Raw genomic sequence first — 26,552 nt, forward strand, 5'->3', positions numbered from 1 at the left:
GCCAGCGCGATAATTCCGATTTTCAAGCGCCTCCATAAATTCCCTCCTCGAACCGGCTCGACCCATCGCGGTTGCGCTCATAGCCATGCATGTCCGGGAAAGGCGGCAGCCAGCTTTCGCGGCGGATGGTCCAGAGTTCGTAGGTCGGCTTGAACTGATCCGGCGCATCGAGCGAACCGAGGTTGATTTCGATCTCATCGCCGCTGTGGCCGAAAACGGACGACCCGCAGCGCGGGCAAAAATGCCGTCCCGCATAGTCGCCGGTTTCTCCCTCGACCGTAACCGCAGTCTCGGGAAATATCGCCGAGGCATGAAACAGCGCGCCATGATGCTTGCGACAATCGAGGCAATGGCAGATGCCGACCCGATACGGCTGTCCCGCCGCTTCGAAGCGGACTTTGCCGCACAGGCAGCCGCCCGTGACCTTATCCATGATGCACCTCCTCACCGTAGCTGTCCGCAATTTGTAAAGCGGAATTCGCTTAAACCCCGCATTAACCATATTCGTTCATGGTTAATGCGCTGCTGATAATGACTGTATTCGCCAGAGCTGCAAGCGTGTCCCCAACCCACAGGACAAGGTTAATACTCCGTTATCACCGGCATGGTTCAGTCAGTGTGAGTGGAGTGTGCGGTGCGTCTTGTATCTTTACGAGCGCTGTTTGGTCGAAGGAAGGCCGTTGCCGAGCCGGTGTGGCATTACCCTGTCACGGGCTATTGCCCGGAGGAGGGGCGCTATTACGCCGTCCGCGCAAAGCCTCGCCAGACAGTCCATAAACCGCACCGTATGGTGCCGCTGGTTCTGGCTGCCATTACCTATCTCTTCAATTCCAATGCGATTGCCTTTCAGGACATGGCGAGCCTCGTGCCTTCCGCCGACATGGGAACGCACCGCTGGACTGCTTTCGTCGCCAAGGCGCCGGTCGGCTCCGTCCATCAGGCCGAAATGCCCTTCGTCGATGCAACGACCGTGACGGGCAGCATTGCCAACAACGGCATAGAGGTGCCGGGCATAGGCCGCGTTGCGCTGTCGGGCGGGCGCAAGACGGCAAAGCTCGGCCCGGACGATCCGAACCCCGATGAAAACCGCATCCATCGCGCCGACAAGACGGGCCGTCTCGTCTCGGTAAAGCCCAAGGCGCCGGCCAAGGCCTTCACCGCCGGCAGCATGTTTGAAAAGATCAGCATGATCACGCGTCCGCCTGAAAAGACGGACGCGAAAATGGCTTTCTCCAGCAAGCTGGAAGGCAAGGAAGTCGCCATCACCATGGCGTTCCATGCGGTCCAGCCGCCGAAGCCGCGCGCCGAAATGCCGACCCAGCTTGCCAAGCTCATTACCAATGACCAGCCGGATGTGCTGGCCCTTGGTTATGCGCCTGCGACGCCGGACTACGGCAAGACATCGCCTTTCGAGAGCATCCTGAAGCCCCAGCCGGATGAAGGGCGCTTCGTGCCGCCTATCAGCGAACAGGATCATGAATGGGCCGCGACGCCGCTGCCGCCGTCCGCCTTCAGCAAGAGCGAGCAGAAGTGCCTTGCCGAAGCCGTCTATTATGAAGCCCGGGGCGAAACGGTGAAGGGGCAGGTCGCGGTCGCCCAGGTCGTCCTCAACCGCGTGCGCAATCCCGCCTATCCGGGAACGATCTGCGGCGTGGTGTACCAGAACCGCGACTGGCTCAATGCCTGCCAGTTTTCGTTTGCCTGCGACGGCCAGAAACACCGCGTAACCGAAATGCCGCAATGGCGCATGGCCCAGCAGGTGGCAAAGACTGTCTCCGCCGGACAGATATGGCTGCCGGAAGTCGGCTCCGCCACCCATTATCACGCGACCTATGTTCGTCCGTTCTGGGCTCCGACCATGAAGAAGGTCACCAAGATCGGCCTTCACGTTTTCTATCGGACCTATGGCGGCGGGTGGAGCTGAATATCCCGTCTGCGCCAGTAACGGGATCGGCGCGTTTCAACTCACGTTTTTGTTAGCGGACTAAAAGCCCGAACAGGCGCATATAACCGGCTTTGGAGCGGACCCGAATATGGCGCGATCCTCCAAAATCGATTCCGTTTTTTTGGCCAATAATGTGGCCAATCTGGTTCTTTGGTCGGAAAATGAGTCGCACCAATATCTAAGTAATTGAGATTGCTGGATAAAAAACCTTCTGGACCAATGCCTGCACCGCCTTGACTAGCGGACGGCGTGTCAATATGTTGCGCGCAACTTGGAAATGGGATTGAAATCCTCGTATTTCTTGAAAAAAGGAGCTGCCAATGGCGCGCGGGACTGAACCCGGAAAGCCATCCGGTGCGATCAAGAATGCGAGGAATGAGCCCGGTTCCGGGGAGCTGGATCAGCGCTTGAATCGCCTGGAGGCCGAACTGGCCAAAAAAGGTGTGTTCAAGCAGCCGGCTTCCGAGGATGAGCGATCGGCGACTGCAAGTTCGGTCGCGCAGGCCATGAAGATTTCCAGCGAGTTCATCGCAGGGGTTCTGGTCGGTGCGCTGATAGGCTGGTTCATCGATCGTGTCGCCGGTACATCGCCCTGGGGATTGATCGTATTTCTCCTTCTGGGCTTCGGTGCGGGCGTCCTCAACGTGCTTCGTTCCGCTGGATATGTTGCCGAACAGGGCAACGTCAAATCTAGCGCGGAAAAGAACGACAAGAAATAGGGCTTGACGGGCTTCACGGTAAAGTTCGTTCAAGTGTGAGTGAACAAGTGGGCCTTCTGGTCCGAGACTGAAACGCCCTTGGGCAAGCAACGTTGCCTTCGGGCAAGCGAAGTGCCTTCGGGCAGGCCAAATTGCCTTCGGGCAGGGAAGACAGACGAGGTTAAGGTGGCGAACGATCCGATCCATCAGTTCCAGGTTTCCCGGTGGATTCCCATCGACGTAGGCGGTGTTGACCTGTCGTTCACGAATGTTTCGGCCTTCATGGTCGCAACCGTCGTGGTCGCTTCGGGCTTTCTTTATCTGACGTCTTCGGGCCGCGGCCTGATCCCGACCCGTCTTCAGTCGGTTTCGGAAATGGCTTACGAATTCGTGGCCACCAGCCTGCGGGATTCAGCAGGGTCGAAGGGCATGAAGTTCTTCCCCTTCGTCTTCTCGCTGTTCATGTTCGTTCTGGTCGCAAACTTTCTCGGTCTTTTCCCGTATTTCTATACGGTTACGAGCCAGATCATCGTGACCTTCGCCCTTGCCGTTCTGGTCATCGGCACGGTCATCATCTACGGTTTCTTCAAGCACGGCTTCGGCTTCCTCAAGCTGTTCGTGCCGAGCGGCGTTCCCGGCATCATTGTGCCGCTGGTTGTCGCCATTGAAATCATCTCGTTCCTGTCGCGTCCGATCAGCCTCTCGGTTCGTCTCTTTGCGAACATGCTTGCCGGTCACATCACGCTCAAGGTTTTTGCGGGCTTCGTCGTCTCGCTGGCAGCCCTCGGCCCGATCGGCATCGGCGGCGCTGTCCTGCCGCTGATCATGACGGTTGCGATCACCGCACTCGAATTCCTCGTAGCCTTCCTGCAGGCCTACGTGTTTACCGTTCTCACCTGCATGTACATCAACGACGCTGTACATCCGGGACACTGAGTTCAAGCCGGCGGGCGACCGCCAGAACTGAAATCCGCGCTTATATTCAATCCAGAAGGAGCTTAACATGGAAGCGGAAGCAGCAAAGTACATCGGCGCCGGTCTCGCCTGTTTCGGTATGGCCGGTACGGCTCTCGGCCTCGGCAATATCTTCGGCAACTACCTCTCCGGCGCTCTGCGCAACCCGTCCGCTGCTGACAGCCAGTTCGGCCGTCTGGTGTTCGGTTTCGCCGTTACGGAAGCTCTGGGCATCTTCTCGCTGCTCATCGCGCTTCTGCTCCTCTTCGCCGTCTAATCAACGGTCGCAAGAAACGGGCTGGCCGCGAAGCAGCTTTTGGAACATGGTCCTTGAGGTCATGTCCGCTGGAAGATGCAGGCGCGGCTGGCCTTTGCATATGTCGTCTGAGTAAGGCATGGTCTTTCTCCATCGGGATCGGATCGTGCTGGATTAAAGGGGAAATCTGGATGTTCGTGTCCACGGCGTTTGCCCAAACCGCCACCGAATCGCAACTGGCACCTGCTGCTGGCGAGCACGGCGCAGCCGATGCTGTGCACACCGAAACCGGGGTCGCTCACGATGCCGGACACGGCAGCGGCGTATTCCCGCCGTTTGATTCCACCCATTACGCTTCGCAGCTCCTGTGGCTGGCGATCACCTTCGGGCTTTTCTATCTGTTCATGTCGCGCGTGGTTCTGCCGCGCATCGGCGGCGTGATCGAAACCCGTCGCGACCGCATCGCTCAGGATCTCGAGCAGGCAGCCCGCCTCAAGCAGGATGCCGACAACGCTATCGCTGCCTATGAGCAGGAACTGGCCCAGGCCCGCACCAAGGCTGCTTCGATTGCAGAAGCCGCACGCGAAAAGGGCAAGGGTGAAGCCAACGCAGAACGCGCTTCCGCCGAAGCAGCCCTCGAAGGCAAGCTCAAGGAAGCCGAAGAACGCATCGCCGCGATCAAGGCCAAGGCCATGAACGACGTCGGCAACATTGCCGAGGAAACCACGGCAGAGATCGTCGAACAGCTTCTGGGCACCAAGGCCGACAAGGCATCGGTAACAGCAGCCGTCAAGGCCGCCAACGCCTGAGGAGAGGACAATGGACGCTACATTCTGGGCACTGATTGGCCTCATCATCTTTCTGGCGATCCTCGCCTATCTGAAGGTTCCGGGCATGGTCGGCCGGTCGCTCGACGAGCGCGCTGACCGCATCAAGAACGAGCTGGAAGAAGCACGCACGCTTCGCGAAGAAGCCCAGCAGCTGCTGGCCGAATATCATCGCAAGCGCAAGGAAGCCGAAAAGGAAGCAAGCGATATCGTTGCTTCCGCCGAACGTGAAGCCAAGGCGCTTCTCGAAGACGCCAAGCGCGCGACGGAAGAATATGTTGCACGCCGCAACAAGCTTGCCGAGCAGAAGATCGCAACGGCTGAAGTCGATGCCATCAATGCGGTCCGCGCATCGGCGGTCGACCTTGCAGTCGCCGCAGCTGGCAAGATCGTTGCCGAAAAGGTCGATGCAAAGGTTGCAGGCAACCTGTTCAAGGATGCCTTGTCTCAGGTCAAGACAAACCTGAACTGATCACGGCTCCCATAATTTCAGAAACGCCGCCTCCAAAGGGCGGCGTTTTTGTTTTACGTCGAGAAAAGGTTTTTAGAACCGGTCGGATTCGGGGCCGGTTTCCGTCCCTCCCAATCTGCGGAACAGCGGGCGGTACTCTTCGAGCGCAAGGTCAGCCAATGCCTCTGCTTCCTGCGGCGTGAACCATCGCAGCTCGGTGTGCTCCCGGTCGCGAATGGCAGGCTGACCGTCCCATGCGGTAACGGTATAGAGATGGAATGACGCTGCCGGTATTGCGATCTCTATCGTCGTGAGAAAGGAAAACGAGCGGAGGGTCAGTCCAAGTTCCTCGTGGATTTCTCGTTGCAGCGCGCAATCAAGGTCTTCTCCGACCTCGACATGCCCGCCCGGAAAACTCCACCGGTTGGGGTAGGCCCGACGATCCGGGCTGCGACGGCCCAGAAGTATGCCTTGGGGTCCGAGGAGAACCGCACTGACGATGTCTGGCATGACAGGCTCCGATGGACAGACGTGCAATCAGTCTTCGTTCTCGGTCAGATGCGCAAGCGGCAGCTCTCCCTGCGATTTGACCGTCTGGATAGCAAAATTGCTCCGAATGTCGATCACGCCCGGAAGGCGCAGCAGCGTGCCGGATAGAAACCGTTCATAGGCTGCGAGATCGGCCACCACGACCTGCAACAGAAAATCGGATTCCCCGGATACGAGATGACAGGAGAACACCTCGGGCAGGTTCTGCACGGAGGTACGGAACGCGGTGGCCGTTTCCTCGTGATGGCGCTCCACGCGAATGCCGACGAAGACAGTCAGGCCAAGTCCGACCGCATTGCGATCCAGTGCTGCATGATAGCCTCGGATGACACCCGCTTTTTCGAGCATCTTGACGCGGCGCAGGCAGGGAGAGGGCGAAAGGCCGATTTTCTCAGCCAGTTGGACATTGGAGAGCCGGGCGTCTTCCTGAAGTGCCGTGAGTATCTTGCGGTCGATGGCATCTAGCTTAAGTTTTGGCATGATCCGGCAACTTGAGTTGATCTGTTGGCTGATTATATCAAAAAGGGTGAGCAATGCGCCACAAATCGCAAGGACATGCGCCTTCATCCCCGGATAGTCTGCGACATGACGCTGCTTCGCAATCGGCATCATTTTCGATGAGCCTCTGCGTCGCGACCAATTTGGCATGATCCTTACAGGCGATATTGATGAGCGAGATGTGGTTATACGCGGGCGCACTTGCTGCTGCATTTCTTATTCCGGGGCCGGACATGCTTCTGCTGCTCCAGACCGGCGCAGCGCAGGGCAGGGCCCATGCGCTGGCAACAGCCGCTGGCCTCGCAATCGCGCGCACGTGCCATGTGGCCCTTGCCGCGCTCGGTCTGGCGGCGCTTCTGCATGCCTTTCCTGTGGCGTTCCAGTGCGTGCGGATCGTCAGCGCCTGTTATCTCGTCTGGCTTGCCATAGGGATCATCCGCCATCCTCTGCCGACAGTGGATGCGGTTGGCGGTGTGCGTGAACGGCGGTCCTATCTGGCTTCGGCCCGCAAGGGCCTTCTCACCAATCTGCTCAACCCGAAAGCGCTGCTGTTCTGTTCCGTCCTATTGCCGCAGTTCGTGCATCCGGGAAATGGCAGTATAGCGCTGCAGTTCGCGATTCTGGGCGGCATCATGACCGCGGTCGGCTTGTTGTTCGATACGCTCTATGCCTTTACAGGCTCATCGCTCGGAACCCTGTTCAAACGTTATCCGGCCATACAGTCGGTCCAGCGCTGGGGCTTTGCGGCGCTGCTGTTCGGCTTTGCTGCCAGGCTAGCGACGGTTTAAACGCCGAAGCGATCTTTGATGGGGGCGAAGGTGTAGCGGTGGATGCCGGGCACGGGCCCCGCCGTCTCGATGGCGGCCCGGTGCCTTTCGGTGGCGTAGCCCGCATGAATTTCCAACCCGTAAGGTGGATGCGCCGCACCGGCCCGGATCATCATGCGGTCCCGCGTTACCTTGGCGACGATGGAAGCCGCAGCGATCGAAATGGAGCGCTGATCCCCTTTGACAAGCGCCGAACCGGGGCAAGCAAGCCCCGGCGGCACATCGCGGCCATCGATCAGCGCGTGACATGGGCGCAGGGTCAGCCCGATGGAAGCGCGCCGCATGGCTTCCAGCGCGGCCTTCCTGATATCGCTTCCGTCGATGCTGCGGGCGCTGAGGCTTGCAACCGAAACGGTGATGGCCTTCGCCAGGATGATTTCGTAGAGGGCCTCGCGTCTCGCAGCCGTAAGCCGCTTGGAATCGTCCAGCCCGTCCGGGAGGTTGTCGATATCGAGCACGACGGCAGCAGCAACCACCGGCCCGGCAAGGGGACCGCGTCCGGCCTCATCTATGCCGACGATATGTTTCAAGCCACGCGAAAGCAGCCTTTTCTCTTCCGAGAAGTCAGGCGCGATCGGGATGTCAAAGAGGAGCGGAGAATCAGAAGCCGAGCGTTTCATTTGGCGGCAATGCTCGCATTGCTTCCGATTCTCCGCAAGGGCCCTGCTTGAGGATGGTGGCGTGAAAGCAGGCGGCCCCTCCGTCTGAAGGACAATCAGACGGAAATTCAACAGGCAACTGGCAGGTCGAGCAGGTTGAAAAGCGACGCGGGGCCAGGCTGCCCCTTTGTGTTTATTCCACAACGGTTCCCTCGCAGAGAAACGCGGAAACCGCTCCGGCTATTTGTTTTATCGCCTTATCAAACGCAAAACCGGCACACGCTTTTGCTGGAAATTCTCTAGAACAGCGACAGCTGCTTGCCTCCCTTTTCGACCGGCTCGAACAGATCGGTGCGCAACTGAAGGCGGCGTGCATTGAAGCCGAGCTTGCGCGCGGTGATTTCGAAACGGCGACCGATCTGCCATGCATATGGACCTGTGCCGCGCATGCGCTTGCCCCATTCGGCATCATAATCCTTGCCGTCGCGCATGGAACGCACCAGCGACATGACGTGGCGGTAGCGATCCGGATAATTGCGCAGCAGCCAGTCCTTGAACAAGGGCGCGACTTCGAGCGGCAGGCGCAGCAGAACATAGCCTGCCTCCCGCGCACCTTGTGCATAGGCGGCATCCAGAATGCGTTCGATCTCGTGATCGTTGATGCCGGGGATGACCGGTCCCATCATGACCGAGGCGGGAATGCCCGCATCGGCCAGTTTGCGAATGGCCTGCAACCGCAGCGTCGGCGTCGAGGCGCGCGGTTCCATCGTGCGGGACAGATGGGCGTCGAGCGTCGTGACCGACAAGGCGACCTTGGCCAGCCCTTTCTCGGCCATGCGGCCAAGAATATCGATATCCCGCACGACCAGAGCGGATTTCGTCACGATGCCGACGGGATGATTGGCGGCCTCCAGCACTTCAAGAATTTCGCGCATGATGCGCCACTTCTTTTCGACCGGCTGATAAGGGTCCGTATTGGTGCCGATGGCGATGGTCTTCGGCTGGTAACCGGGCTTGGCCAGTTCACGCTCCAGAAGACGCGGGGCATCCGGCTTGGCAAAGAGACGGGATTCGAAATCGAGACCGGCAGAAAGTCCCATGTAGCTGTGGGTCGGGCGGGCAAAGCAATAGATGCAGCCATGCTCGCAGCCGCGATAGGGATTGATCGAGCGGTCGAAACTGATGTCGGGTGAATCATTGCGGGTGATGATCGTCCGCGGCTTTTCGATCTGCACGTCGGTCTTGAACGGCGGCAGTTCCTCAAGCGTAGTCCAGCCATCATCGAAGTCGTGGCGCGTGGTCGGCTCGAAGCGCCCGGTCGGATTGATGCCCGCTCCCCGTCCGCGCCTGCGGGCGTGATCGATGCGCAATCCGGCCTCGCCGATCACCGCATTGGCGTGATCCGCGCGCCCGCTACCGAAGGCAGCCCTGTCGGCCTGCTTGATGATATCTGCCTGCTGGATCACTTCCATCTTCGTCTCCCTGCATGGAAACATCTGGCTTTGTAGGATCACGACGAAACCCAGCCGGGACAGCGTCCTTCCAAGATCGGAGCTGTTCTACGGTGCGCGCCGTGCTGCCATGCGACTCTGTTCTGATGAATCTATTCCTATAACAAGAATTAGAACAAATCAAGAACATAAAAGTGTCAGCTTTCCGCTCACGCATTCTTGATATATGAAGCGCGCATGTTGTCAGTCGTCATAGAAACCCTGAATTCCGAGAGAGCGCTGGCTCACACGCTTTCGGCTTTGGTGCCGGCGGTCGTGGAGGGGTTGCTGCGACGTGTGTCGGTCATCGACAGGGGCTCGTCGGATGAGACCGCCCTGGTCGCGCTGGGTGCCGGCTGTGCGTTCCATGCGGAAATGGATATTGAGACCGCGCTCGATGAAATCCGTACGCCCTGGGTGCTGCTGCTGACGCCCGGTTCCATTCCGCAGGAGGGGTGGGAGGAAGTTCTGCGCCGACATATGGAGCATGGCGGTGGCGCCGCGCGCTTCTCGCTGCCGGAAGACGGCGGGTTCGGCGCGGTCCGCAAAGTCTTCGGCCACAAGGCGACGCTTGATGCCGGACTGCTGGTTCGCCTGGATGTCGTAAAGCCGCTGCTGCTCGACGGCGTGTCGTTCGAACAGCTTCCGCAGCGTTTGAAGCCGGTCCGGCTCAAACATTCCATACTGCCGCCCGACGAAGCCTGAACAAACAAAAAGGCGAAGCCTGAGGCTTCGCCTTTTTCAACAGACATGCTGTCTGGATTAGTTCTCGTAGCTGGAGGGCGAAGCGTCGCCGAAGCGATGAGCCGAGCCGTTCTGATAGACCGGAGCCTTCTGGATCGAGGCAGGAGCCGTGTAGTCGAGCTTCTGGCTCTGCGTTGCAACCGGCGTGCGGTCATTTGCATAAAGATCGGCAGGTTCGCCGACATGCGGGTTTTCAGCGAAAGCAGCACCGGCGCTAAGGGCAACGGCAACGGCAGCAAGAGCAAACTTCTTCATTTTCATAATCCTTCTGAAGCATTTTGCGGTCAAATGGACACATTCGGCTTCGCACAAATGCATTGAAACAAACCGCCCCTTCGGATGGCATAGAAGCCTTTCCGGGGCTCCCGGGTGGCGACCATGCCATCCATCGGGGAGATAACTGGGCGAAGCTGGACGGTTGGGAGGAATATCCAGCTCCGGAATTTACCGGGCGTCATCGGCTGGGAGGCCACTGACGACGCCCTGCGTCAAGTCGTCAAGTCTTGGGAAAAGACTTAGTTCTGGTAGCTCGAAGGCGATGCGTCACCGAAGCGATGAGCCGAACCGTCCTGGAACGAGGACTGGCCGATCGAAGCGGGAGCAGTGTAGTCGACCTTCTGGGAAGCGACCGGGGTGCGGTCGTTTGCGTAAAGATCGGCAGGTTCACCAACGCGTGGGTTTTCTGCAAAGGCGGCACCGGCGGTAAGAGCAAGGGCAGCGGCAGCAAGAACAATCTTTTTCATTTTTCCTATCTCCTTGGAAAGTGGAGCGGCGTTTTGTTCGTCGTTCCGATGCAGCTGAAATGGGTGACAGTGAGCAAAAGTTCCAGTCACGAAAATGTTTTCTTGATCACACATTCGTGCAGCCAATTTTTTGAAATCAGAACGAATAGTTCTAAATTATATAATAAATTCAATATATTGAGTTATATATCAGCCTTCACAAAACTGTTGTAGAAGGCCTTTTGTTCAAAAAGCACGAACAGTCTGTCCCAATATATTGTCCAATGAGAGTGAACAATCGGGCGATTTTGAAGGGTTTCACACCCGATGGGGGTCAGAAGTTATTCTCGGGAGAGGGGACGCTTTGGGTCGCGACGACGAACCAGTCGGGTCTTTCGGCTGAGAGGTGTTCGGCTGCCCGTTCAGTGGCGGCAATGTCTTCGTATATGGCGTAGCAGGTCGCACCGGAACCGGACATCTGTGCGTAAAGCGATCCGCTCTGGCGAAGAAGTTCGAGCTTGTCACCGATCCGTGGTGCGAGTTTCAATGCCGGGGACAGGAGATCGTTGCGGGTCGTCTGCAGATAAGCGCAAAGAGGGCCGATATCCGCGTGGGAGGCAAGTGCCAGCGCCGGATGGTCGCGCTTTTCGAGCGCGCGAAAGACATCCGGGGTCGCAACCGCTGTTCCGTCATTGACGAGCAGCATGGGCAAGGCCGGGAAACCGGCAATCGGCGTCAGGTTTTCGCCGATGCCGCGCGCGGCAAGCGGCGTCCCCTTCGATGCGCCATGCAGGCACATGGGCAGGTCCGCGCCAAGATCGAGGCCGATCGCGGCCAGTTTCTCGAAACCGAGATCGAGGCCCCATAGTTCATCAAGTGCGAGCAGGGTGGCGGCTGCGTCACTCGATCCGCCGCCTATGCCGGAAGCAATCGGCAGGTTCTTTTCGAGGTGTATGGCTACGGGCGGCAAAGCCCGCTGTGTCTGCTGCCGCAGCGCCTCGCGCGCCTTGAGAACCAGATTGCCGCCGTCGAGCGGTATGCCCGTGGCAAAAGGACCGCAGACCGTAAAGCTGTCCTCTACCGCAGGCTCGATACGGATGATGTCGCCAAAGCGGGCAAAGACCACCAGCATGTCGAGTAGATGATAGCCGTCGGCACGACGCCCCGTCACATGCAGCGCGAGGTTGATCTTGGCGGGAGCCAGGCGCGTCACCGCAGGCGCGGAACCGGCATCGGCATGTGTTTCGGTTTTCGGAAAAAGGGTCATTTCTGCTGGTGGACCGTGACACGAGAAAACACGGCGATCGCATCGCTTCGTCGGCAATCGTTCGTGGCGGAAAGGTCAGTCCTTCTTGACGTAATATTCGCCGGTTTTGGGGTCCTGCACCAACGTGCCGTGAGCCCGGTTCTGCGCTTCCTTTTCCGCCTGACGCACGCGCTGTGATACGCGCGAGGCTTCACGCTTGAACGAGCGGTAGCCGTACCAGGCGGCGGCGATGATCAGCAGCAGAAAAATGAGCTGGGGCATGGCCTCAAGTCCTTAAGGTTGCGCATCGGATTGCCGGATCGCGAAGGCCGAAACGCCGGATGTTCCCGAATGTTCATGGAGGGGCGGGAAGCGGCCCGCCCCGCTTTCTGACACCATATCATGGTGAAACGAAGGAATTCAAAGCATTGGTGGGAAAATCGTCGGTGTTTTTCGCCGGAGCGTTGTTTTTCCCACTATTCTTCAAAGACCGTAACGCGCCCAAAGCGCCTTTTCCTCTGCCACCGAAAGCAGGCCGTCGCCAAGATGCGCGGCAATGGAAGCCGGTTCAAGATTTGCGAGCGCCATGTCAACGCCGGGGACCTTGCGTCCCAAAAGGCTGCGCTTCTGTTCAACCAGCTTCAGCTTGACCTTGTCGCCATAGGTCTTGCGCAGAAAGCTTCGCATATCGCCCAGTCCATCGATCAGGCCAAGCTGTTGTGCCTTGATGCCGGTCCAGAACAGCCCCGTGAACAGATCCTGGTCTTCCGCAAGCTTGGCTCCGCGGCGTTCCTTCACCATGTCGATAAAGGTTTCGTGGATTTCAAGCTGCAAGGATTTCAGCCGCTCGATGTCTGCCTTCTTTTCCGGCTGGAAAGGATCGAGCGTCACCTTGTTGGAGCCTGCCGTATAGACGCGGCGTTCCACGCCGATCTTCTTCAAAAGCTCGGGGAAGCCGAACGAGGCCGATACGACACCGATAGAACCGACGATCGATGACGGATCGGCGATGATCTCGTCACCGGCCAGCGCGATCATATAGCCGCCCGAGGCGGCGACATCTTCGACGAAGATGAAAACTTTCTTCTGATGTTCGGCGGCAAGATCACGGATACGCCGGTAGATTAGGCGGGATTGCACTGGCGAGCCGCCCGGCGAGTTGAGCGAAATGGCGACGGCGGGTGCTTCCTTGTCGGTGAACGCCTTTTCGAGGATCGCTGCCGTCGACGCTATGGAAAGCGACGGGCGGAACGCCGAGCCTCCGGACATGATGGCGCCATGCAGTCGCACGACTGGTATCTCGATGGAAACCGGGCGGAAGCGGCGCGGAACAAGACGCGTCAATAAACCGGGCAAGGCAAACTCCTGAACTGAAATCTCTCAGCCGCAATGTAGGGAGCAATATGGGAAACACAAAGAAAACCGCCCGGAAATTTGTTTCCGGGCGGCGGTATTTGTTTCGTCAGGCGCTCTTCGGCCTGGTGACCAGCCGCAGCAGGATATAGCCGCAGATCGCCGACAGGCCCGAGCCCGCCAGCACGCCGATCTTGGTTTCCGCCTGCATGAGGTCGGACGGGAAGGAGAGGAGGCCGATAAAGATGCTCATCGTGAAGCCGATTCCGCACAGGATCGCCACGCCGTAAAGCTGCGTCCACGTGGCGCCAAGCGGCTTTTGCGCAAGTCCGGTCTTGATCGCGAGCCAGGCCGCACCGAAGACGCCAAGCTGCTTGCCGATGAAGAGGCCAAGCATGATGCCAAGCGTAAGCGTATCCCGCATGACCGAAGCGTCGAGGCCGGCAAACGATATGCCCGCATTGGCGAAGCCGAAAACCGGCACGATGATGAAAGCGACGGGCTTGGCCAGCGCATGTTCCAGCACATGCAGCGGCGACGACATGTCGTCAGGCTTTCCGGGGGCGGGTTTCAGCGGGATCATCAGTGCCGTTACCACGCCCGCGACCGTTGCATGAACGCCGGAATTGAGCACGAAGAACCACAGCACCGCGCCGCCGATCAGGTAGGGCAAAAGCTTCATCACGCCCATCCGGTTCATGATGAGCAGGACGATGGCGGCGGCAAAAGCCCCGCCGAGATAGGGCATGGAGATTTCAGCCGTGTAGAAAATGGCGATGATGACGACAGCCGCAAGATCATCCAGAATTGCAAGCGTCGCCAGAAACACCTTGAGGCTCGAGGGAACCCGTGATCCCAGAAGCGACAGAACGCCAAGCGCAAAGGCGATGTCTGTTGCGGAGGGCACGGCCCAGCCGCGCAGCTTGACGGGATCATGCCAGTTGAGCGCCGAGAAGATGATGGCTGGCAGGATGACGCCGCCAGCGGCGGCAATGCCGGGCAGCATGCGGTTTGGCCAGCTTGCCAGCTGTCCGTCGAGAAACTCGCGTTTGATTTCCAGGCCCACGAGAAGGAAGAACACCGCCATCAAGGCATCGTTGATCCAGTGAGAAAGGCTGAGCGGACCGATATAGAGGTGCAGCGCTTCGAAATAGACGTGCGAGAACGGAGAGTTCGCCACGATGAGCGCGAGCGCTGCCGCCACCATGAGGCTGATGCCACCCGCAGATTCGCTATCCAGAAAGCGCCGCATGATTGATACGGGGCGGCTGTTGTTTGAGCTGTGATTCATTGGTTCCCGTTGCCTGCTCTGTCGTTTGTTGTTTCGCTTTTTCGGAAAAGGGCGGCGGGGAGCCGCAGAACGAAAATTGCGGTTTAGAGATATTGGCTGGAATCCACGGTTTCAATCAAAATCGCCCCCCATTGTCCGAAATCGGCGGGTCCGGGCTGCCGGAACTTATGAAATGCTGCCGTGTTATCCGATCCGGGAGGAGACCACGATGGTGCTCACAACTATTGTCGCCCAATTAAGTTGTTCCGAACTCGAGCGCAGTACCGAATGGTTTGCCACGATCTTCGACCGTAACCCGGATGCGCGGCCGATGCAGGGGCTGGCGGAATGGCATCACGGCCCCTCTGCAGGCTTCCAGCTCTACCAGAATCCGGCCGATGCCGGACATGGCACGCTGACACTGATCGTCGGCGATGTGCGCGCCGAACATGCGCGGCTTTCATTCGACGGGATTCGCCCCGGAAATATCGAAGCAGCCGACTATATGATGATTCTGCGATTGCGCGACCCGGACCGCAATCTGGTCGTGCTGGCACAGCCGAGGAGTTAGTGCATTTTCCAGCAGAGATGCGAAGCGCCTGCGCAGGCAAATCGTTCACTGGATGGATGGCTTGTCCCGCTCCAACCGGAGCTGCTCTAAACGAGGGCGTCGAGCCCGTTATTGATGCCATCGGCGCGCGGCGTGAAGCCATGTCCCTCGCTTCCGTGCAGAACAAGTGCGGGCATCAGCGAGAGACCGGCGCGGCTTCCTCGTATTCCTGTCACGACGATACGGATTGCTGCCGCATCCGGGCGCGGCTGGACCGGAACGATTCTCAGGCCGCCGAACCGTCCCGACAGGGCTTCGAGAATGGGAGAGATGGAACCGGGCCGCGCGATGATGGCGATGCCGCCGCCGGGTTTCACGATTGCTGCCGCAGTGCGCACCCATTGTTCGAACATGCCTTCGGGCATGACATGCGCTTCCGCCTTCAGGGGGTCGGGCGTGCTGCGATCCCGCGCTTCGTTGAAGGGCGGGTTCATGATGGCGAAATCGAAGCTGTTGTCGGCAAGTCCGGCGGCGATGCGCGCCTTGCCTCTCAGGGCCACATCGGCTTCGATTACATTGACGCGGTCGGCCAGAGCCGCATTCAGCGGATGGTCGATGCTCTTGCGGGCAAAACCGGCCATGAAAGCGGAGCGCTCGACAAGGGTGACGGTGGCGCCAGCGCAGCGGGAGGCGACGGCAAGCCCGGCAGCACCCGCGCCGCTGCCAAGATCGGCAACGCGTCCGGCAAAGCCGTTCGGAACCGCACTGGCCAGAATCATCGCATCCACACCGGAGCGATGGCCCTTCAATGCGGGCTGGACGAGGTGAAATGCCCCACGATGGAACACATCGAGGGTTTCTCCTGCGTCATTTTCGGTTTCCGGATTCATTGATCGCGCAGTTCGTGTTCAATCTTGGCATCGATCAGGATTTGCCGTGCTTCCTCAACCTGGTCATCGCTGACCAGAAGGCGGCGCGGCAAAACGCCGAGAGAACCTTCAATGATGCTCATATTCGTGTCTGCGATGAAATAAGCGATCCCCGCCTCTTTCATCAAGGCTTCGGCAAAGGACAGCAGAACGGAATCATTCGTACGGATAAGTTCGATCATGTGAACACTTTGTAGCGAATGCACCGCATTGACAACAGCTTCCTTCAATGGTGAACAGGCGTCGGAATAGTAACGCTCGGGAGCGCTTTGGGGGCGCTATGGAGCCAGTTGCGACTTGAGCAATCCGGTCCCTTTCAATAATGTGGCCGGGCAGCTAGGAGAAATGGCATTGGGTTTGGTTCTGAATCTGGACGGTAAAAAGAAACAGGAAGGATCGGTTCAGCCGCTCGTCGATCTGACGAAAGCCGATATGGCGCGGGTGAACGAGATGATCCTTTCCCGCGCCGGGTCCGATGTCGAAATGATACCGGAAGTTGCCAATCATCTGATTTCCTCTGGCGGCAAGCGCCTGCGTCCCATGATGACGCTCGCAGCCGCCCGCATGTTCGGCTACGAAGGCGATGGCCATGTGCGTCTCGCCACCGCCGTGGAGTTCATGCACACCGCAACGCTTCTGCATGACGATGTGGTCGATGAAAGCGATCTGCGTCGCGGCAAAAGCACGGCGCGCATGATCTGGGGCAATCAGGCGAGCGTTCTCGTCGGCGATTTCCTTCTGGGGCAGGCCTTCAAGATGATGGTCGACGTCGGCTCGCTCGACGCGCTGGACGTTCTGGCAACCTCGGCCTCGGTGATCGCCGAAGGCGAAGTGATGCAGCTTGCCGCCGCCAAGAACATGGAAACCACCGAGGACGAATATCTGGCGGTTATCAAGGCCAAGACTGCGGCGCTGTTTTCGGCTGCCGGTGAAGTCGGCCCGATCATCGCTGGCGCGCGGCCGGCGGATCGCGTAGCCTTGCGCGACTACGGCCTCAATCTCGGCCTTGCCTTCCAGCTCGTCGATGACGCGCTGGATTACGGCGGTTCGGCAGCCGATCTCGGCAAGAATACCGGCGACGATTTCCGCGAAGGCAAGATTACCCTCCCGGTTATATTGAGCTATCGCCGCGGCACCGACGATGAGCGCGCTTTCTGGAAACACGCGATCGAAGAGGGCGCAAGCGACGACGCATCCTTGCAGAAGGCCATCGGCCTGATGACGAAGCACGGCGCGATTGCCGACACCGTGCAGCGCGCGCGCCATTTCGGCGAGATCGCCCGCGACGCCCTGGCGCCTTTGAAAGCGACGCCGCAAAAGGACGCGCTGATCGAAGTCATCGATTTCTGCATCAGCCGCGTGAACTGACCGGCCAGCATCCTTGCAGGCCAAGAATACTCGGGAAAAGCATTCTATCACGGATGCTTTTCTTGCCCCGCCATCCCAAAAAGGCCATGCTTGGGGTGCCTTTTCCGGCAAAGAGACAGCGCGCCCGGCACTTCGGAGCTTTTGTGGTTTGCTTGCCGGTATCTGTCACAGGGATTTGAGAAGAGGATAGGGCTTTATGCGGCAAGGATCGAAATACCGCCCGCTTTATGGTTTGCTGCTCTCGCTTCTGGCGGGAATTGCAATCCCGGCAAGCGGCGCTTTGGCCAAGGCGACAACCGATCCTGCATCGCCCCCTGTCCGCGCCGGTTCGTTCGCCGGGGCATATCTTGCCGCCCGCACAGCCGAATCCGACAACAATCTCGCCGCTGCCGTGGATTTCTACCGTCAGGCCATGGCCTTCGACCCGGGCAATGCGCAGATCAAGCAGGACCTGCTGCTGGTCTTGCTGACCGAAGGCCGGTTCAACGACGCGCTGCCTCTGGCGGAAGAGCTGAAGAATGTTCCCGACATAGAGCGGTTTTCCCGCGTGGCGCTGGCCATCGATGCGATCAATCGCAAGCAATATCGCAAGGTCGGTCCGCTTCTGATGCTGTCCCTGCAATCCGATATGGATCGTCTTTCGACCGGCTTCATGAGCGCATGGGTGAAGGTCGGGCAGGGCAATCCGAAACAGGCGCTAGCCGATATCCAGAAGATGCAGGGGCCGGAATGGTACGGCTTGTTCCGCACCTATAATTCCGCGCTGATAGCCGATCTTGCCGGTCAGAAGCAGGAAGCGCGTGATTTCTACCAGCAGGCAGTCGACGACCGACCGGGCGGAAGTGCTGCGCCCGATACATATGAGCGCATCGTCATGGCCTATGCCTCCTTCAAGCTCCGTCAGGGCGACAAGGAAGGCGCGATCAAGATTTTGAAAGATGCCGAGGAGCTTCTGAACGGTCGCATGACGATCACCGAAATGCGCGAAAAGATCGAGGCTGGCGAGAAATATGGCCGCCTGATCAAGACCGCGCAGGAAGGTGCCGCCGAGGCGCTCTATACGCTTGGAACCGCGATCAACCGCAGCGGTGCGGAAGCGTTCGCCAAGCTGTATCTGCAGATGTCGCTGCCGCTGCGCCCGGATAATGATGCGACGCTTTATCAGTTGGGCGATATTTCCGCGAAATTACGCCAGCCGGAAAAGGCCATCGAATATTATGGCCGCGTGCCGGAAAAATCGCCTTACCGCCGCGATGCCGAAATGCAGCGCGCGCTCAATCTGGCCGAAAACAGCCAGTCGGCGGACGCCATCAAGCAGCTCAAGATACTGCTGGAACGCGACAAGACCGACATGCGCACCTATCTGGCGCTCGGCGGCGTCTATGCGCAGGACAAGAATTTCGCCGACGCGGCGAAAATTTATGATGCTGCCGTCCAACAGATAAAGACGCCGGAACGCAAGGACTGGCCGGTCTTTTATCAGCGCGGCATTGCCTATGAACGCCTGAAGGAATGGGACAAGGCGGAGCCCAATTTCCGCAAGGCGCTTGAGCTTTATCCCGACCAGCCGCAGGTGCTTAATTATCTCGGTTATTCCTGGGTCGACCGCGGCGAGAATCTCGATGAAGCGCTGGGCATGATCAAGAAGGCGGTCGAGCTGCGACCGCAGGACGGTTATATCGTCGACTCGCTCGGCTGGGCCTACTACATGCTCGGACGCTATCCGGAAGCGGTGATCGAGCTGGAAAAGGCGGTCAAGCTTCGCCCGGAAGATCCGACGATCAATGATCACATGGGCGATGCCTATTGGCGCGTCGGGCGGCTTCTGGAAGCGACGTTCCAGTGGAACCATGCAATTGCAGGCAAGCCCGAACCCGAAGAACTGGTCAAGATCGAGGAAAAGCTCAAGAAGGGGCTGCCCGACGTCGCGGGCCAATCATCGGCCAAGACGGAAAAGCCTGCCGAAGACAAGCCTGCCGCGGATTGAGAGTTGCTGCGCCGTCGCATAGGCGGCGGTGCACAGCGCTTTCACTCTTCGTTGCTTGGCGCGTCTTGATCCAAACCGCTTCCTGTTCTTAGGCGTGCGTTTCAGAGCGGAAGGCGGGAGATAGATGTCGGGCTGACCGCTTGCAGCGGGTCTCATTTTCGTGGCGATGATGTGTTGAGGAACGTCGCCACCATTCGCAACACCAGCAGCCACAATGCCGGCATTGGCGCAGGCCCGGATGAATTTTACTCTGGCGCGCTGCTCTGCTGCGGCATTCTCCGGCCAGCTCAACAGGCATGACAACAATACCTCGTCCAAATCCGAAGGCTCAAACAAAGGCCAGTGCTTAAGCAGAAACCATTCTGAATTGCGTGCAGATTCAATATTATATAATAAATTATTCGATTTTACTACTACTGCCGTATTCCAAGTCACATGAAAACCTGTCGATTCCAAAATTGGAAGTGCCGTTTATCAAGATTCATGTGCGCTTTAAATAAGCAATTATTAGTATGTTATTTTGTATATTTAATTTCCGTTTTAATGATAAAGAACGTTATTATGTTTGGCCGATTGCATATGTCCGGTCTGGCCCGGTGCCGCAATGTTTGCCTGTCTGACGCTTTCAGCGATCAAATGTCATGCTTGACCCTGCCGTGCTGACAAATTAGACCGGGCCATCATTTCAATTACGAGGCCCGACCCCGTGTCCAGTACGTTGCCAGCACATATGCATCCCACCCGTTCCTTTCAGGGTTTGATCCTGACGCTCCATAACTATTGGGCGGAACACGGTTGCGCCATTCTGCAGCCATACGACATGGAAGTGGGCGCGGGTACGTTCCACCCGGCAACGACGCTGCGCTCGCTGGGGCCGAAGCCGTGGAGGGCTGCCTATGTGCAGCCGTCGCGCCGTCCCAAGGACGGACGCTATGGTGAAAATCCCAACCGTCTCCAGCACTATTACCAGTATCAGGTCATCATCAAGCCGTCGCCGCCGAACCTTCAGGATCTTTATCTCGGTTCGTTGCGCGCGATCGGTCTCGACCCGACGCTGCATGACGTGCGCTTCGTGGAGGACGACTGGGAAAGCCCGACGCTTGGCGCATGGGGCCTCGGCTGGGAATGCTGGTGCGACGGCATGGAAGTGTCGCAGTTCACTTACTTTCAGCAGGTCTGCGGCATTGAATGCTCGCCGGTTTCCGGTGAGCTGACCTATGGTCTCGAACGTCTCGCCATGTATGTGCAGGGCGTGGACAATGTCTACGACCTCAACTTCAATGGTCTCGAAGGCGACGAGAAGGTCACCTATGGCGAGGTGTTCCTGCAAGCCGAGCAGGAATATTCCCGCTACAATTTCGAGATGGCCAATACCGAGGCTTTGCATCAGCATTTTATCGATGCGGAGCGCGAGTGCGAGGCCATTCTGAAAGCCGGTGCGCCGGCGCCTGACGCCAATCATAAAATGCACAAGAGCGTTTTCCCGGCCTACGACCAGTGCATCAAGGCATCCCACGTCTTCAATCTGATGGATGCGCGTGGCGTGATCTCGGTTACCGAGCGCCAGAGCTACATCTTGCGCGTGCGCAATCTTGCGCGTCAGTGCGGCGAGGCATTTCTGCTCACCGATGCAGGCGGCTTTAATTACAAGAATGAGGCTGTGTGATGCCTGATCTACTGCTCGAACTCTTTTCCGAGGAAATTCCCGCCCGCATGCAGCGCAAGGCTGCCGGTGATCTGAAAAAGATGATTACCGATGGTCTGGTGGAAGCTGGTTTAACTTACGAAGCGGCGACCGCCTACTGGACGCCGCGCCGTCTGGCGCTTGATATTCGTGGCCTTACCGTGCGTTCCAAGGACGTGCATGAGGACATCAAGGGCCCGTCGGTCACAGCACCCGAACAGGCCATTCAGGGTTTTCTGCGCAAGGCAGGCCTGAGCGATGTATCGCAGGCGCATGTGCATTCCGACCCGAAGAAGGGTGATTTCTACGTCGCCCATCTGACCAAGCCGGGCCGCGCTGCGGAAGAAATCGTCGCCGAGCTGGTGCCGCACACGATCCGCAATTTCCCATGGCCGAAATCCATGCGCTGGGGTGCGGCTTCTGCCAAGCCGGGTTCGCTTCGTTGGGTGCGTCCGTTGCAGTCGATCCTCTGCACTTTCGGCCCTGAAACAGAGGAAACCGTGGTCATCGATTTCGATGTCGATGGCATCAAGTCGGGCAATGTCACCTACGGTCATCGTTTCCTGAGCGATGGTCAGGCAATCAAGGTGCGCCGTTTCGAGGATTATGTCGAAAAGCTCGAAAAGGCTTTCGTGGTTCTCGATGCCGAACGCCGCAAGGAAATCATTTCGCAGGACGCGCATAATCTCGCCTTCGCTTCCGGCCTTGAGCTGGTCGAGGACGAGGGACTTCTGGAAGAAGTGTCTGGTCTCGTCGAATGGCCGGTCGTGCTGATGGGCGAGTTCGAGGAAGAATTTCTGGCCATCCCGCCGGAAGTCATCCGCCTCACCATCCGCGCCAACCAGAAATGCTTCGTCACCCGCAAGCAGGGCGAAACGGAAGCCCTTTCCAACAAATTCATTCTGGTGTCGAACATCGCAGCCCGCGACGGCGGCACGGAAATCGCCTACGGCAACGGCAAGGTGGTGCGCGCGCGCCTGTCGGATGCGCTCTATTTCTGGCACACCGACCAGCATGATCTGCCCGACCTCGACAAGCTGGCCGCTTCGGCACAGAAGTTCGGTCTCGACCTGAAGAAGCCGCTCGATCAGCGCATGGCGCGTCTGGATGCACTGAATGTGACCTTCCATGCCAAGCTTGGCACGCAAGGGCAGCGCGTCGAACGCATTCGCGAACTGGCTGCCCAGATCGCGCCGCTGGTCAGTGCCGATCCAAAGCTTGCCACTCGTGCAGCCGTGCTCGCCAAGGCCGATCTCCAGACGGAAGTTGTCGGCGAGTTCCCTGAGCTTCAGGGCGCGATGGGCCGCAAATATGCGTTGCTTCAGGGCGAAGGCGAGACCGTCGCCGCAGCCATTGAAGAACATTACAAGCCGCAAGGCCCGTCTGATGTGGTGCCGAAGAACCCGGTTTCGGTTGCCGTCGCGCTTGCCGACAAGCTCGACACGCTGGTTGGCTTCTGGGCCATCGATGAAAAGCCGACGGGTTCGAAGGACCCTTACGCGCTTCGCCGTGCAGCACTGGGCGTGATCCGTCTCCTGCTGTCGCAGGAATGGAAATTCCCGCTGCTACCGCTCTTCCGTTCGGCCTTTGCCGCGCTGAAAGAGGGTCAGGTGCAGCGCAAGCTGCGCGAATTTGAAGCCAGGCTTGCTGCGGAAAATTCCGGCGATGTTGACGGCGAGCAGGATGTGGACAATGCCTTGGCCAGCTATGAAAAGCTGGCTCGTGCCGAAGCGGAAGCATCTTCCGAACCGGTGCTGGGCGATCTCCTCTCCTTCCTTCACGACCGTTTCAAGGTGCATCTGAAGGACGAGGGCGCCCGTTACGACGCCATCGACGCGGTGCTGTCGCCGGAAGCCGACAATCTGCTGCTGGTCGCCCGCCGTCTGGAAGCGCTGATCGTCTTCATCAATGAGGAAGACGGCAAGAACCTTCTGGCAGGCACCAAGCGCGCCGCCAACATTCTCGCTGCCGAGGAAAAGAAGGGTACGAAGGTCGCCGACCACGTGGACCCGGCTCTGTTGCGCGAGGCGGAAGAAAAGGCACTGTTTGAAGCCGTCAGTCTGGCTTCGAAGGATGCCGAAGCTGCCATTGCCCGTGAAGATTTCAACGGCGCGATGCTGGCGCTCGCCAAGCTGCGCGGTCCTGTCGATACGTTCTTTGAAAAGGTGCTGGTGAACGACGAGGATGAAAATGTCCGCGCCAATCGTCTGGCATTGCTCGACCAGATCCGTGCGGCAACTGGCAAGGTGGCGGATTTCTCGAAAATCGCTGGCTGATAATCAGCCACGTGCGGCTCCATTTTCCCTCATCCTGAGGAGCCTCCCTGAGCTTGTCGAAGGGAGGCGTCTCGAAGGGCTGAGGGAAAACGCACAACGCCCGTCGTGCGTCCTGCTTATTTCAAACCGGGTCTGAGTTCGAGGGAACCGAGATCGGTTTCACCCGATGCCGCTGCCCAGGCATCGCCAACCACCCGCACCGGTTTGGCGGGGTCGAAATCCTCCGCTGGCGTGGCGGCGGGCTCGAGCAGGTCATCCGGGACGGGCTGGCCTTGCATGCGGGCCATATAGGCGCGGGCGCGCTTGCGGCGTGCCTCGATTGCCTTCTGTGCGTCGAGTTCGGCGGCCTGCTTTTCCGCGCAGGGACCACAGACCGGCAGGCCGTTGGCCCCGATCTTGTCATAGCCGATATAGTCGATGGAGCCGACCTGATAGGTCGACGGCGCGCCTTCGCTTCCGTTGGCGAACGCAATTGCGGGCAAACCGACGGCCATTAGCGAAATAGCGATAAATCGCGATAACATTATTCACCTCACGCATGAATAAACGCACCATGCCCTGAAAAACCTAACAAAACGCAATTTTTCATGCGCCATCATGATCGTCTCGCCGTGAATGTGCCCGGAGAGAGGCGGAGCTTGCTTGCGCAGGGGCCTCAGCTTGTGTAGGCAGAACGGGCTTAACTTGGGACGCCCGAGAGGCGGAAAACCAGTGTCCGATATAGTCAAATTCGATGATGAGGCGGTCCTGCGCGCAGTGGAAGTGCTGCGGCGCGGTGGTCTCGTCGCCATTCCGACCGAGACAGTCTATGGCCTTGCCGCAGATGCATCCAACGGCGAGGGCGTGGCCGGTATCTTCGCGGCCAAGGGACGCCCGCAGTTCAATCCGCTGATTGCCCATGTAAGCGGCATTGCCATGGCCGAGCGCTATGTCACTTTCGACGCTCTGTCACGCAAGCTTGCCGAAATGTTCTGGCCGGGGCCGCTCACCATCGTGCTGCCGCTGAAAGACCGGCAGGATGCGGATCGGCCAATCCATCCTCTCGTGACCGCAGGGCTGCAAACCCTCGCCATCCGTATGCCGCTTGGCCGCGTGCGCGATATCATCGAGGGGCTCGACAGCCCGGTGGCTGCGCCAAGCGCCAACACCTCGGGCCGCATCAGCCCGACCAGCGCGAGCGCAGTCGCGGGCGATCTCGGCAACAGGCTGGACCTGATCCTTGATGCAGGCCCTTGTGGCGTCGGGGTTGAATCCACCATCGTCAAGGTTGACGGCAATAAGGTGCATCTGCTGCGTCCGGGCGGGCTGGCCGCGGAAGAAATCGAGGCTGTCATCGGCGAAAAGCTGGTGCGTGCCGACCACACTTCCGCAATTCAGGCGCCGGGCATGATGGCATCGCATTATGCGCCTGACGCGGCGATGCGGCTCGATGTTGGTTCGGTGCAGCCGGGTGAGGTGCTGCTTGCCTTCGGCCCGCAGCGCGTGGCTGGTGCAGAAGGCGCGGCAACGGTCATGAACCTGAGCGCCAATGGCAATTTGCGTGAGGCAGCGGCCAATCTGTTCGATTTCATGCGCAGGCTGGACGCGACAGGTGCCGCCACCATCGCTGTCGAACCCATCCCTTTTGACGGTCTCGGCGAGGCCATCAACGACCGTTTGAAACGCGCGGCGGCCCCGCGTTAATCCTCCCTTTGAATTCAAGAGACAGACTATGCTGGACACCGCTCTGATCGAACGTTTCTCCGCCATCGTGGGCGAAAAGAATGCGCTGACCGCGCCGGAAGATCTCGCCGCTTATCTCATCGAGCAGCGCGATCTCTATCATGGCCGCACGCCGCTTGTTCTCCGTCCGGGCTCGACGGAAGAAGTCGCAGCCATCATGAAGCTTGCCAGCGAAACGAAGACGCCGGTGGTGCCGCAGGGCGGCAATACCGGTCTCGTCGGCGGGCAGCAGCCCGATGAAAGTGGCACGGCCATCATTCTTTCGCTGGGCCGCATGAACCGCATCCGCAATCTCGATACGGTTGGCAATCTGGTAATGCTCGAAGCGGGCGTGATCCTGAAAAACCTTCAGGACGCCGTGGAAAAAGCCGGTCGCCTGTTTCCGCTGTCGCTGGGCGCGGAAGGCTCGTGCCAGATTGGCGGCAATCTTGGCTCCAATGCTGGCGGCACGGCAGTGCTTGCCTATGGCAATATGCGCGAGCTTTGCCTCGGCCTCGAAGTCGTGCTGCCGACCGGCGAGATTCTGAATGATCTTCGCTACGTCAAGAAGGACAATACCGGCTACGATCTGAAAGACCTGTTCGTCGGCTCGGAAGGCACGCTTGGCGTCATCACGGCGGCGGTTCTGAAAATCTTCCCCCAGCCGAAGGGCAAGGGCGTGGCTTATGCGGGCCTGCGCAGCCCGGAAGACGTGCTGCGCCTGTTCCAGCTTGCCACCGAACATGCAGGCCCCTCGCTGACCGGTTTTGAATTGATGCCGCGCGTCGGCGTGGAGTTTACCGTGCGCCATGTCGATGGCGTGCGCGATCCGCTGGAAAGCCCGCATGACTGGTATGTGCTGATCGATATTTCCTCTTCCCGCTCGGAAGAGGATGCGCGCACGACACTGGAAACGATCCTCACCGAAGCTTTCGAGAACGACATCATTCAGGATGCCGCCATCGGTGAAAGCGTGGCGCAGGCGCAATCCTTCTGGAAGATGCGCGAGGAAATGTCCTGGGCGCAGAAGCCCGAGGGCGGCTCGATCAAGCACGATATTTCGGTGCCGGTCGCTTCCATCCCCGCCTTCATCCGTGAGGCCAATGCCGCGACACTGGAAATGATCCCCGGCGCGCGCATCGTCTGTTTCGGCCATATCGGTGACGGCAATTTGCACTACAATGTTTCGCAGCCGGTGGGTGCCGACAAGGAGGCCTTCCTGGCGCGCTGGCACGAACTGAATCATCGTATTCACACGATTGTTGCGAGCTATACGGGGTCGATCTCGGCAGAACACGGCATCGGCCAGCTCAAGCGTGAGGAACTCGCCTTCTTCAAGCAGGATGTTGCGCTCGACCTCATGCGCCGCATCAAGGCGGCCTTCGATCCGGCGGGCATCATGAACCCCGGCAAGGTTCTGTAAGGTCTGCAATATTGCGGAAACAAGACGGGCGGTGTTTACCGCCCGTTTGTTTTAGTAAACGCTTATTCAGAAGAATTTCCGAATTCTTACACATGGTTGCATTCTGATAACCAAAGCCGAAGCCAAGGAAAAGTTAACTTAACTCATTAAGCCCATCGGTAATAAACCGCGCCTATTCTCCGTCTCAACAAGGGCAAAAGCCCAA

At 58.9% G+C, this 26,552-nt stretch carries 30 protein-coding genes; 15 read left to right on the top strand and 15 right to left on the bottom strand.

Going from position 1 to position 26,552, the window contains the following annotated elements; genetic code table 11:
- Positions 1-22: 22 nt before the first annotated feature.
- Positions 23-433: a GFA family protein gene (locus tag OINT_RS02165; RefSeq protein WP_006466150.1), complete on the bottom strand. Its 411-nt coding sequence runs from the start codon at positions 431-433 to the stop codon at positions 23-25.
- A gap of 201 nt (positions 434-634) precedes the next feature.
- Between OINT_RS02165 and OINT_RS02170 the strand changes: the two genes are divergently transcribed.
- The 6 genes from OINT_RS02170 to OINT_RS02195 all read left to right on the top strand — a co-directional run bounded on the left by OINT_RS02170 (position 635) and on the right by OINT_RS02195 (position 5,152).
- Positions 635-1,924, top strand: a complete 1,290-nt coding sequence (locus OINT_RS02170; RefSeq protein ID WP_006472924.1) for a cell wall hydrolase — start codon at positions 635-637, stop codon at positions 1,922-1,924.
- A gap of 341 nt (positions 1,925-2,265) precedes the next feature.
- Positions 2,266-2,664, top strand: a complete 399-nt coding sequence (locus OINT_RS02175; protein ID WP_006466152.1) for an AtpZ/AtpI family protein — start codon at positions 2,266-2,268, stop codon at positions 2,662-2,664.
- A 165-nt stretch (positions 2,665-2,829) separates the two neighbouring features.
- Positions 2,830-3,579, top strand: coding sequence for a F0F1 ATP synthase subunit A (locus OINT_RS02180; RefSeq protein ID WP_006472926.1), 750 nt, complete (start codon positions 2,830-2,832; stop codon positions 3,577-3,579).
- Between the two features lie 67 nt (positions 3,580-3,646).
- Positions 3,647-3,874, top strand: a complete 228-nt coding sequence (locus OINT_RS02185; protein WP_006466154.1) for a F0F1 ATP synthase subunit C — start codon at positions 3,647-3,649, stop codon at positions 3,872-3,874.
- Positions 3,875-4,044: 170 nt separating this feature from the next.
- Positions 4,045-4,662, top strand: coding sequence for a F0F1 ATP synthase subunit B (locus tag OINT_RS02190; protein ID WP_039852280.1), 618 nt, complete (start codon positions 4,045-4,047; stop codon positions 4,660-4,662).
- A 10-nt stretch (positions 4,663-4,672) separates the two neighbouring features.
- The gene (locus OINT_RS02195; RefSeq protein ID WP_006466156.1) at positions 4,673-5,152 is read left to right on the top strand and encodes a F0F1 ATP synthase subunit B; all 480 of its coding nucleotides are present in this window, start codon (positions 4,673-4,675) and stop codon (positions 5,150-5,152) included.
- 72 nt (positions 5,153-5,224) lie between these two features.
- Here OINT_RS02195 and OINT_RS02200 read toward each other — a convergent pair whose 3' ends face one another.
- Together OINT_RS02200 and OINT_RS02205 are read right to left on the bottom strand one after the other, a co-directional pair.
- Positions 5,225-5,641 carry an NUDIX domain-containing protein gene (locus OINT_RS02200; protein WP_039852283.1) on the bottom strand — a complete coding sequence of 139 codons (417 nt, stop codon included), beginning with the start codon at positions 5,639-5,641 and terminating at the stop codon, positions 5,225-5,227.
- A 27-nt stretch (positions 5,642-5,668) separates the two neighbouring features.
- On the bottom strand, positions 5,669-6,160 hold the full coding sequence (locus OINT_RS02205; protein ID WP_025089690.1) for an Lrp/AsnC family transcriptional regulator: 492 nt from the start codon (positions 6,158-6,160) through the stop codon (positions 5,669-5,671).
- Positions 6,161-6,348: 188 nt separating this feature from the next.
- Between OINT_RS02205 and OINT_RS02210 the strand changes: the two genes are divergently transcribed.
- Positions 6,349-6,966 (top strand): LysE family translocator, encoded by a 618-nt coding sequence (locus OINT_RS02210; protein WP_039852285.1) that lies wholly within the window; start codon positions 6,349-6,351, stop codon positions 6,964-6,966.
- Here OINT_RS02210 and OINT_RS02215 read toward each other — a convergent pair.
- Positions 6,963-7,625, bottom strand: a complete 663-nt coding sequence (locus OINT_RS02215; protein ID WP_006472838.1) for a ribonuclease HII — start codon at positions 7,623-7,625, stop codon at positions 6,963-6,965. The genes OINT_RS02210 and OINT_RS02215 overlap by 4 nt on opposite strands.
- Before the next feature lie 278 nt (positions 7,626-7,903).
- Positions 7,904-9,076: a PA0069 family radical SAM protein gene (locus OINT_RS02220; protein WP_025089688.1), complete on the bottom strand. Its 1,173-nt coding sequence runs from the start codon at positions 9,074-9,076 to the stop codon at positions 7,904-7,906.
- Positions 9,077-9,292: 216 nt separating this feature from the next.
- Between OINT_RS02220 and OINT_RS02225 the strand changes: the two genes are divergently transcribed.
- Entirely contained in the window at positions 9,293-9,799 is a 507-nt protein-coding gene (locus OINT_RS02225; protein ID WP_039852286.1) for a glycosyltransferase family protein, read from the top strand.
- A gap of 57 nt (positions 9,800-9,856) precedes the next feature.
- On the opposite strand, the gene OINT_RS02230 is transcribed toward OINT_RS02225, so the two are convergent.
- The 6 genes from OINT_RS02230 to nhaA all read right to left on the bottom strand — a co-directional run bounded on the left by OINT_RS02230 (position 9,857) and on the right by nhaA (position 14,450).
- Complete coding sequence (locus OINT_RS02230; protein WP_025089686.1) at positions 9,857-10,093, bottom strand: hypothetical protein; 237 nt, start codon at positions 10,091-10,093, stop codon at positions 9,857-9,859.
- 260 nt (positions 10,094-10,353) lie between these two features.
- On the bottom strand, positions 10,354-10,581 hold the full coding sequence (locus tag OINT_RS02235; protein WP_006473370.1) for a hypothetical protein: 228 nt from the start codon (positions 10,579-10,581) through the stop codon (positions 10,354-10,356).
- 313 nt (positions 10,582-10,894) lie between these two features.
- Positions 10,895-11,827 carry a 4-(cytidine 5'-diphospho)-2-C-methyl-D-erythritol kinase gene (locus tag OINT_RS02240; RefSeq protein WP_006466163.1) on the bottom strand — a complete coding sequence of 311 codons (933 nt, stop codon included), beginning with the start codon at positions 11,825-11,827 and terminating at the stop codon, positions 10,895-10,897.
- A 75-nt stretch (positions 11,828-11,902) separates the two neighbouring features.
- On the bottom strand, positions 11,903-12,088 hold the full coding sequence (locus OINT_RS02245; protein ID WP_006466164.1) for a membrane protein: 186 nt from the start codon (positions 12,086-12,088) through the stop codon (positions 11,903-11,905).
- Positions 12,089-12,289: 201 nt separating this feature from the next.
- Entirely contained in the window at positions 12,290-13,162 is an 873-nt protein-coding gene (locus OINT_RS02250) for a S49 family peptidase (RefSeq protein ID WP_006466165.1), read from the bottom strand.
- A gap of 106 nt (positions 13,163-13,268) precedes the next feature.
- Positions 13,269-14,450 carry a Na+/H+ antiporter NhaA gene (gene nhaA, locus OINT_RS02255; protein ID WP_039852289.1) on the bottom strand — a complete coding sequence of 394 codons (1,182 nt, stop codon included), beginning with the start codon at positions 14,448-14,450 and terminating at the stop codon, positions 13,269-13,271.
- A gap of 208 nt (positions 14,451-14,658) precedes the next feature.
- On the opposite strand from nhaA, the gene OINT_RS02260 reads away from it, so the two are divergent.
- Positions 14,659-15,000, top strand: a complete 342-nt coding sequence (locus tag OINT_RS02260) for a VOC family protein (protein WP_039852856.1) — start codon at positions 14,659-14,661, stop codon at positions 14,998-15,000.
- Positions 15,001-15,086: 86 nt separating this feature from the next.
- Here the strand turns inward: OINT_RS02260 and OINT_RS02265 are convergent, their stop codons facing one another.
- Both OINT_RS02265 and OINT_RS02270 read right to left on the bottom strand, forming a co-directional pair.
- The gene (locus OINT_RS02265) at positions 15,087-15,869 is read right to left on the bottom strand and encodes a tRNA1(Val) (adenine(37)-N6)-methyltransferase (RefSeq protein WP_006466169.1); all 783 of its coding nucleotides are present in this window, start codon (positions 15,867-15,869) and stop codon (positions 15,087-15,089) included.
- Complete coding sequence (locus OINT_RS02270) at positions 15,866-16,090, bottom strand: putative signal transducing protein (protein WP_025089683.1); 225 nt, start codon at positions 16,088-16,090, stop codon at positions 15,866-15,868. Before OINT_RS02270 ends, OINT_RS02265 begins: the two co-directional genes overlap by 4 nt.
- Before the next feature lie 169 nt (positions 16,091-16,259).
- Here OINT_RS02270 and OINT_RS02275 point away from each other — a divergent pair, with 169 nt between their 5' ends.
- The gene (locus OINT_RS02275; protein ID WP_039852859.1) at positions 16,260-17,276 is read left to right on the top strand and encodes a polyprenyl synthetase family protein; all 1,017 of its coding nucleotides are present in this window, start codon (positions 16,260-16,262) and stop codon (positions 17,274-17,276) included.
- 196 nt (positions 17,277-17,472) lie between these two features.
- A complete protein-coding gene (locus tag OINT_RS02280; protein ID WP_006466172.1) occupies positions 17,473-19,263 on the top strand; it encodes a tetratricopeptide repeat protein in 1,791 nt (596 codons plus the stop codon).
- On the opposite strand, the gene OINT_RS23445 is transcribed toward OINT_RS02280, so the two are convergent.
- Positions 19,213-19,698 carry a DUF982 domain-containing protein gene (locus OINT_RS23445; RefSeq protein WP_138920911.1) on the bottom strand — a complete coding sequence of 162 codons (486 nt, stop codon included), beginning with the start codon at positions 19,696-19,698 and terminating at the stop codon, positions 19,213-19,215. The two genes, OINT_RS02280 and OINT_RS23445, sit on opposite strands and share 51 nt — an antisense overlap.
- A 295-nt stretch (positions 19,699-19,993) precedes the next feature.
- Between OINT_RS23445 and OINT_RS02285 the strand changes: the two genes are divergently transcribed.
- Both OINT_RS02285 and glyS read left to right on the top strand, forming a co-directional pair.
- Complete coding sequence (locus OINT_RS02285) at positions 19,994-20,929, top strand: glycine--tRNA ligase subunit alpha (protein WP_039852290.1); 936 nt, start codon at positions 19,994-19,996, stop codon at positions 20,927-20,929.
- Positions 20,929-23,223, top strand: a complete 2,295-nt coding sequence (glyS, locus tag OINT_RS02290) for a glycine--tRNA ligase subunit beta (RefSeq protein ID WP_039852291.1) — start codon at positions 20,929-20,931, stop codon at positions 23,221-23,223. Before OINT_RS02285 ends, glyS begins: the two co-directional genes overlap by 1 nt.
- A gap of 116 nt (positions 23,224-23,339) precedes the next feature.
- Here glyS and OINT_RS02295 read toward each other — a convergent pair whose 3' ends face one another.
- On the bottom strand, positions 23,340-23,747 hold the full coding sequence (locus tag OINT_RS02295) for a hypothetical protein (RefSeq protein ID WP_006466175.1): 408 nt from the start codon (positions 23,745-23,747) through the stop codon (positions 23,340-23,342).
- Between the two features lie 187 nt (positions 23,748-23,934).
- Here OINT_RS02295 and OINT_RS02300 point away from each other — a divergent pair, with 187 nt between their 5' ends.
- Positions 23,935-24,906 carry an L-threonylcarbamoyladenylate synthase gene (locus OINT_RS02300; RefSeq protein ID WP_039852293.1) on the top strand — a complete coding sequence of 324 codons (972 nt, stop codon included), beginning with the start codon at positions 23,935-23,937 and terminating at the stop codon, positions 24,904-24,906.
- Between the two features lie 28 nt (positions 24,907-24,934).
- Positions 24,935-26,347, top strand: coding sequence for an FAD-binding oxidoreductase (locus tag OINT_RS02305; protein WP_006466177.1), 1,413 nt, complete (start codon positions 24,935-24,937; stop codon positions 26,345-26,347).
- Positions 26,348-26,552: the final 205 nt, after the last annotated feature.

Source organism: Brucella intermedia LMG 3301 (assembly GCF_000182645.1).
In the GTDB taxonomy this organism is placed as follows: Bacteria; Pseudomonadota; Alphaproteobacteria; order Rhizobiales; family Rhizobiaceae; genus Brucella; species Brucella intermedia.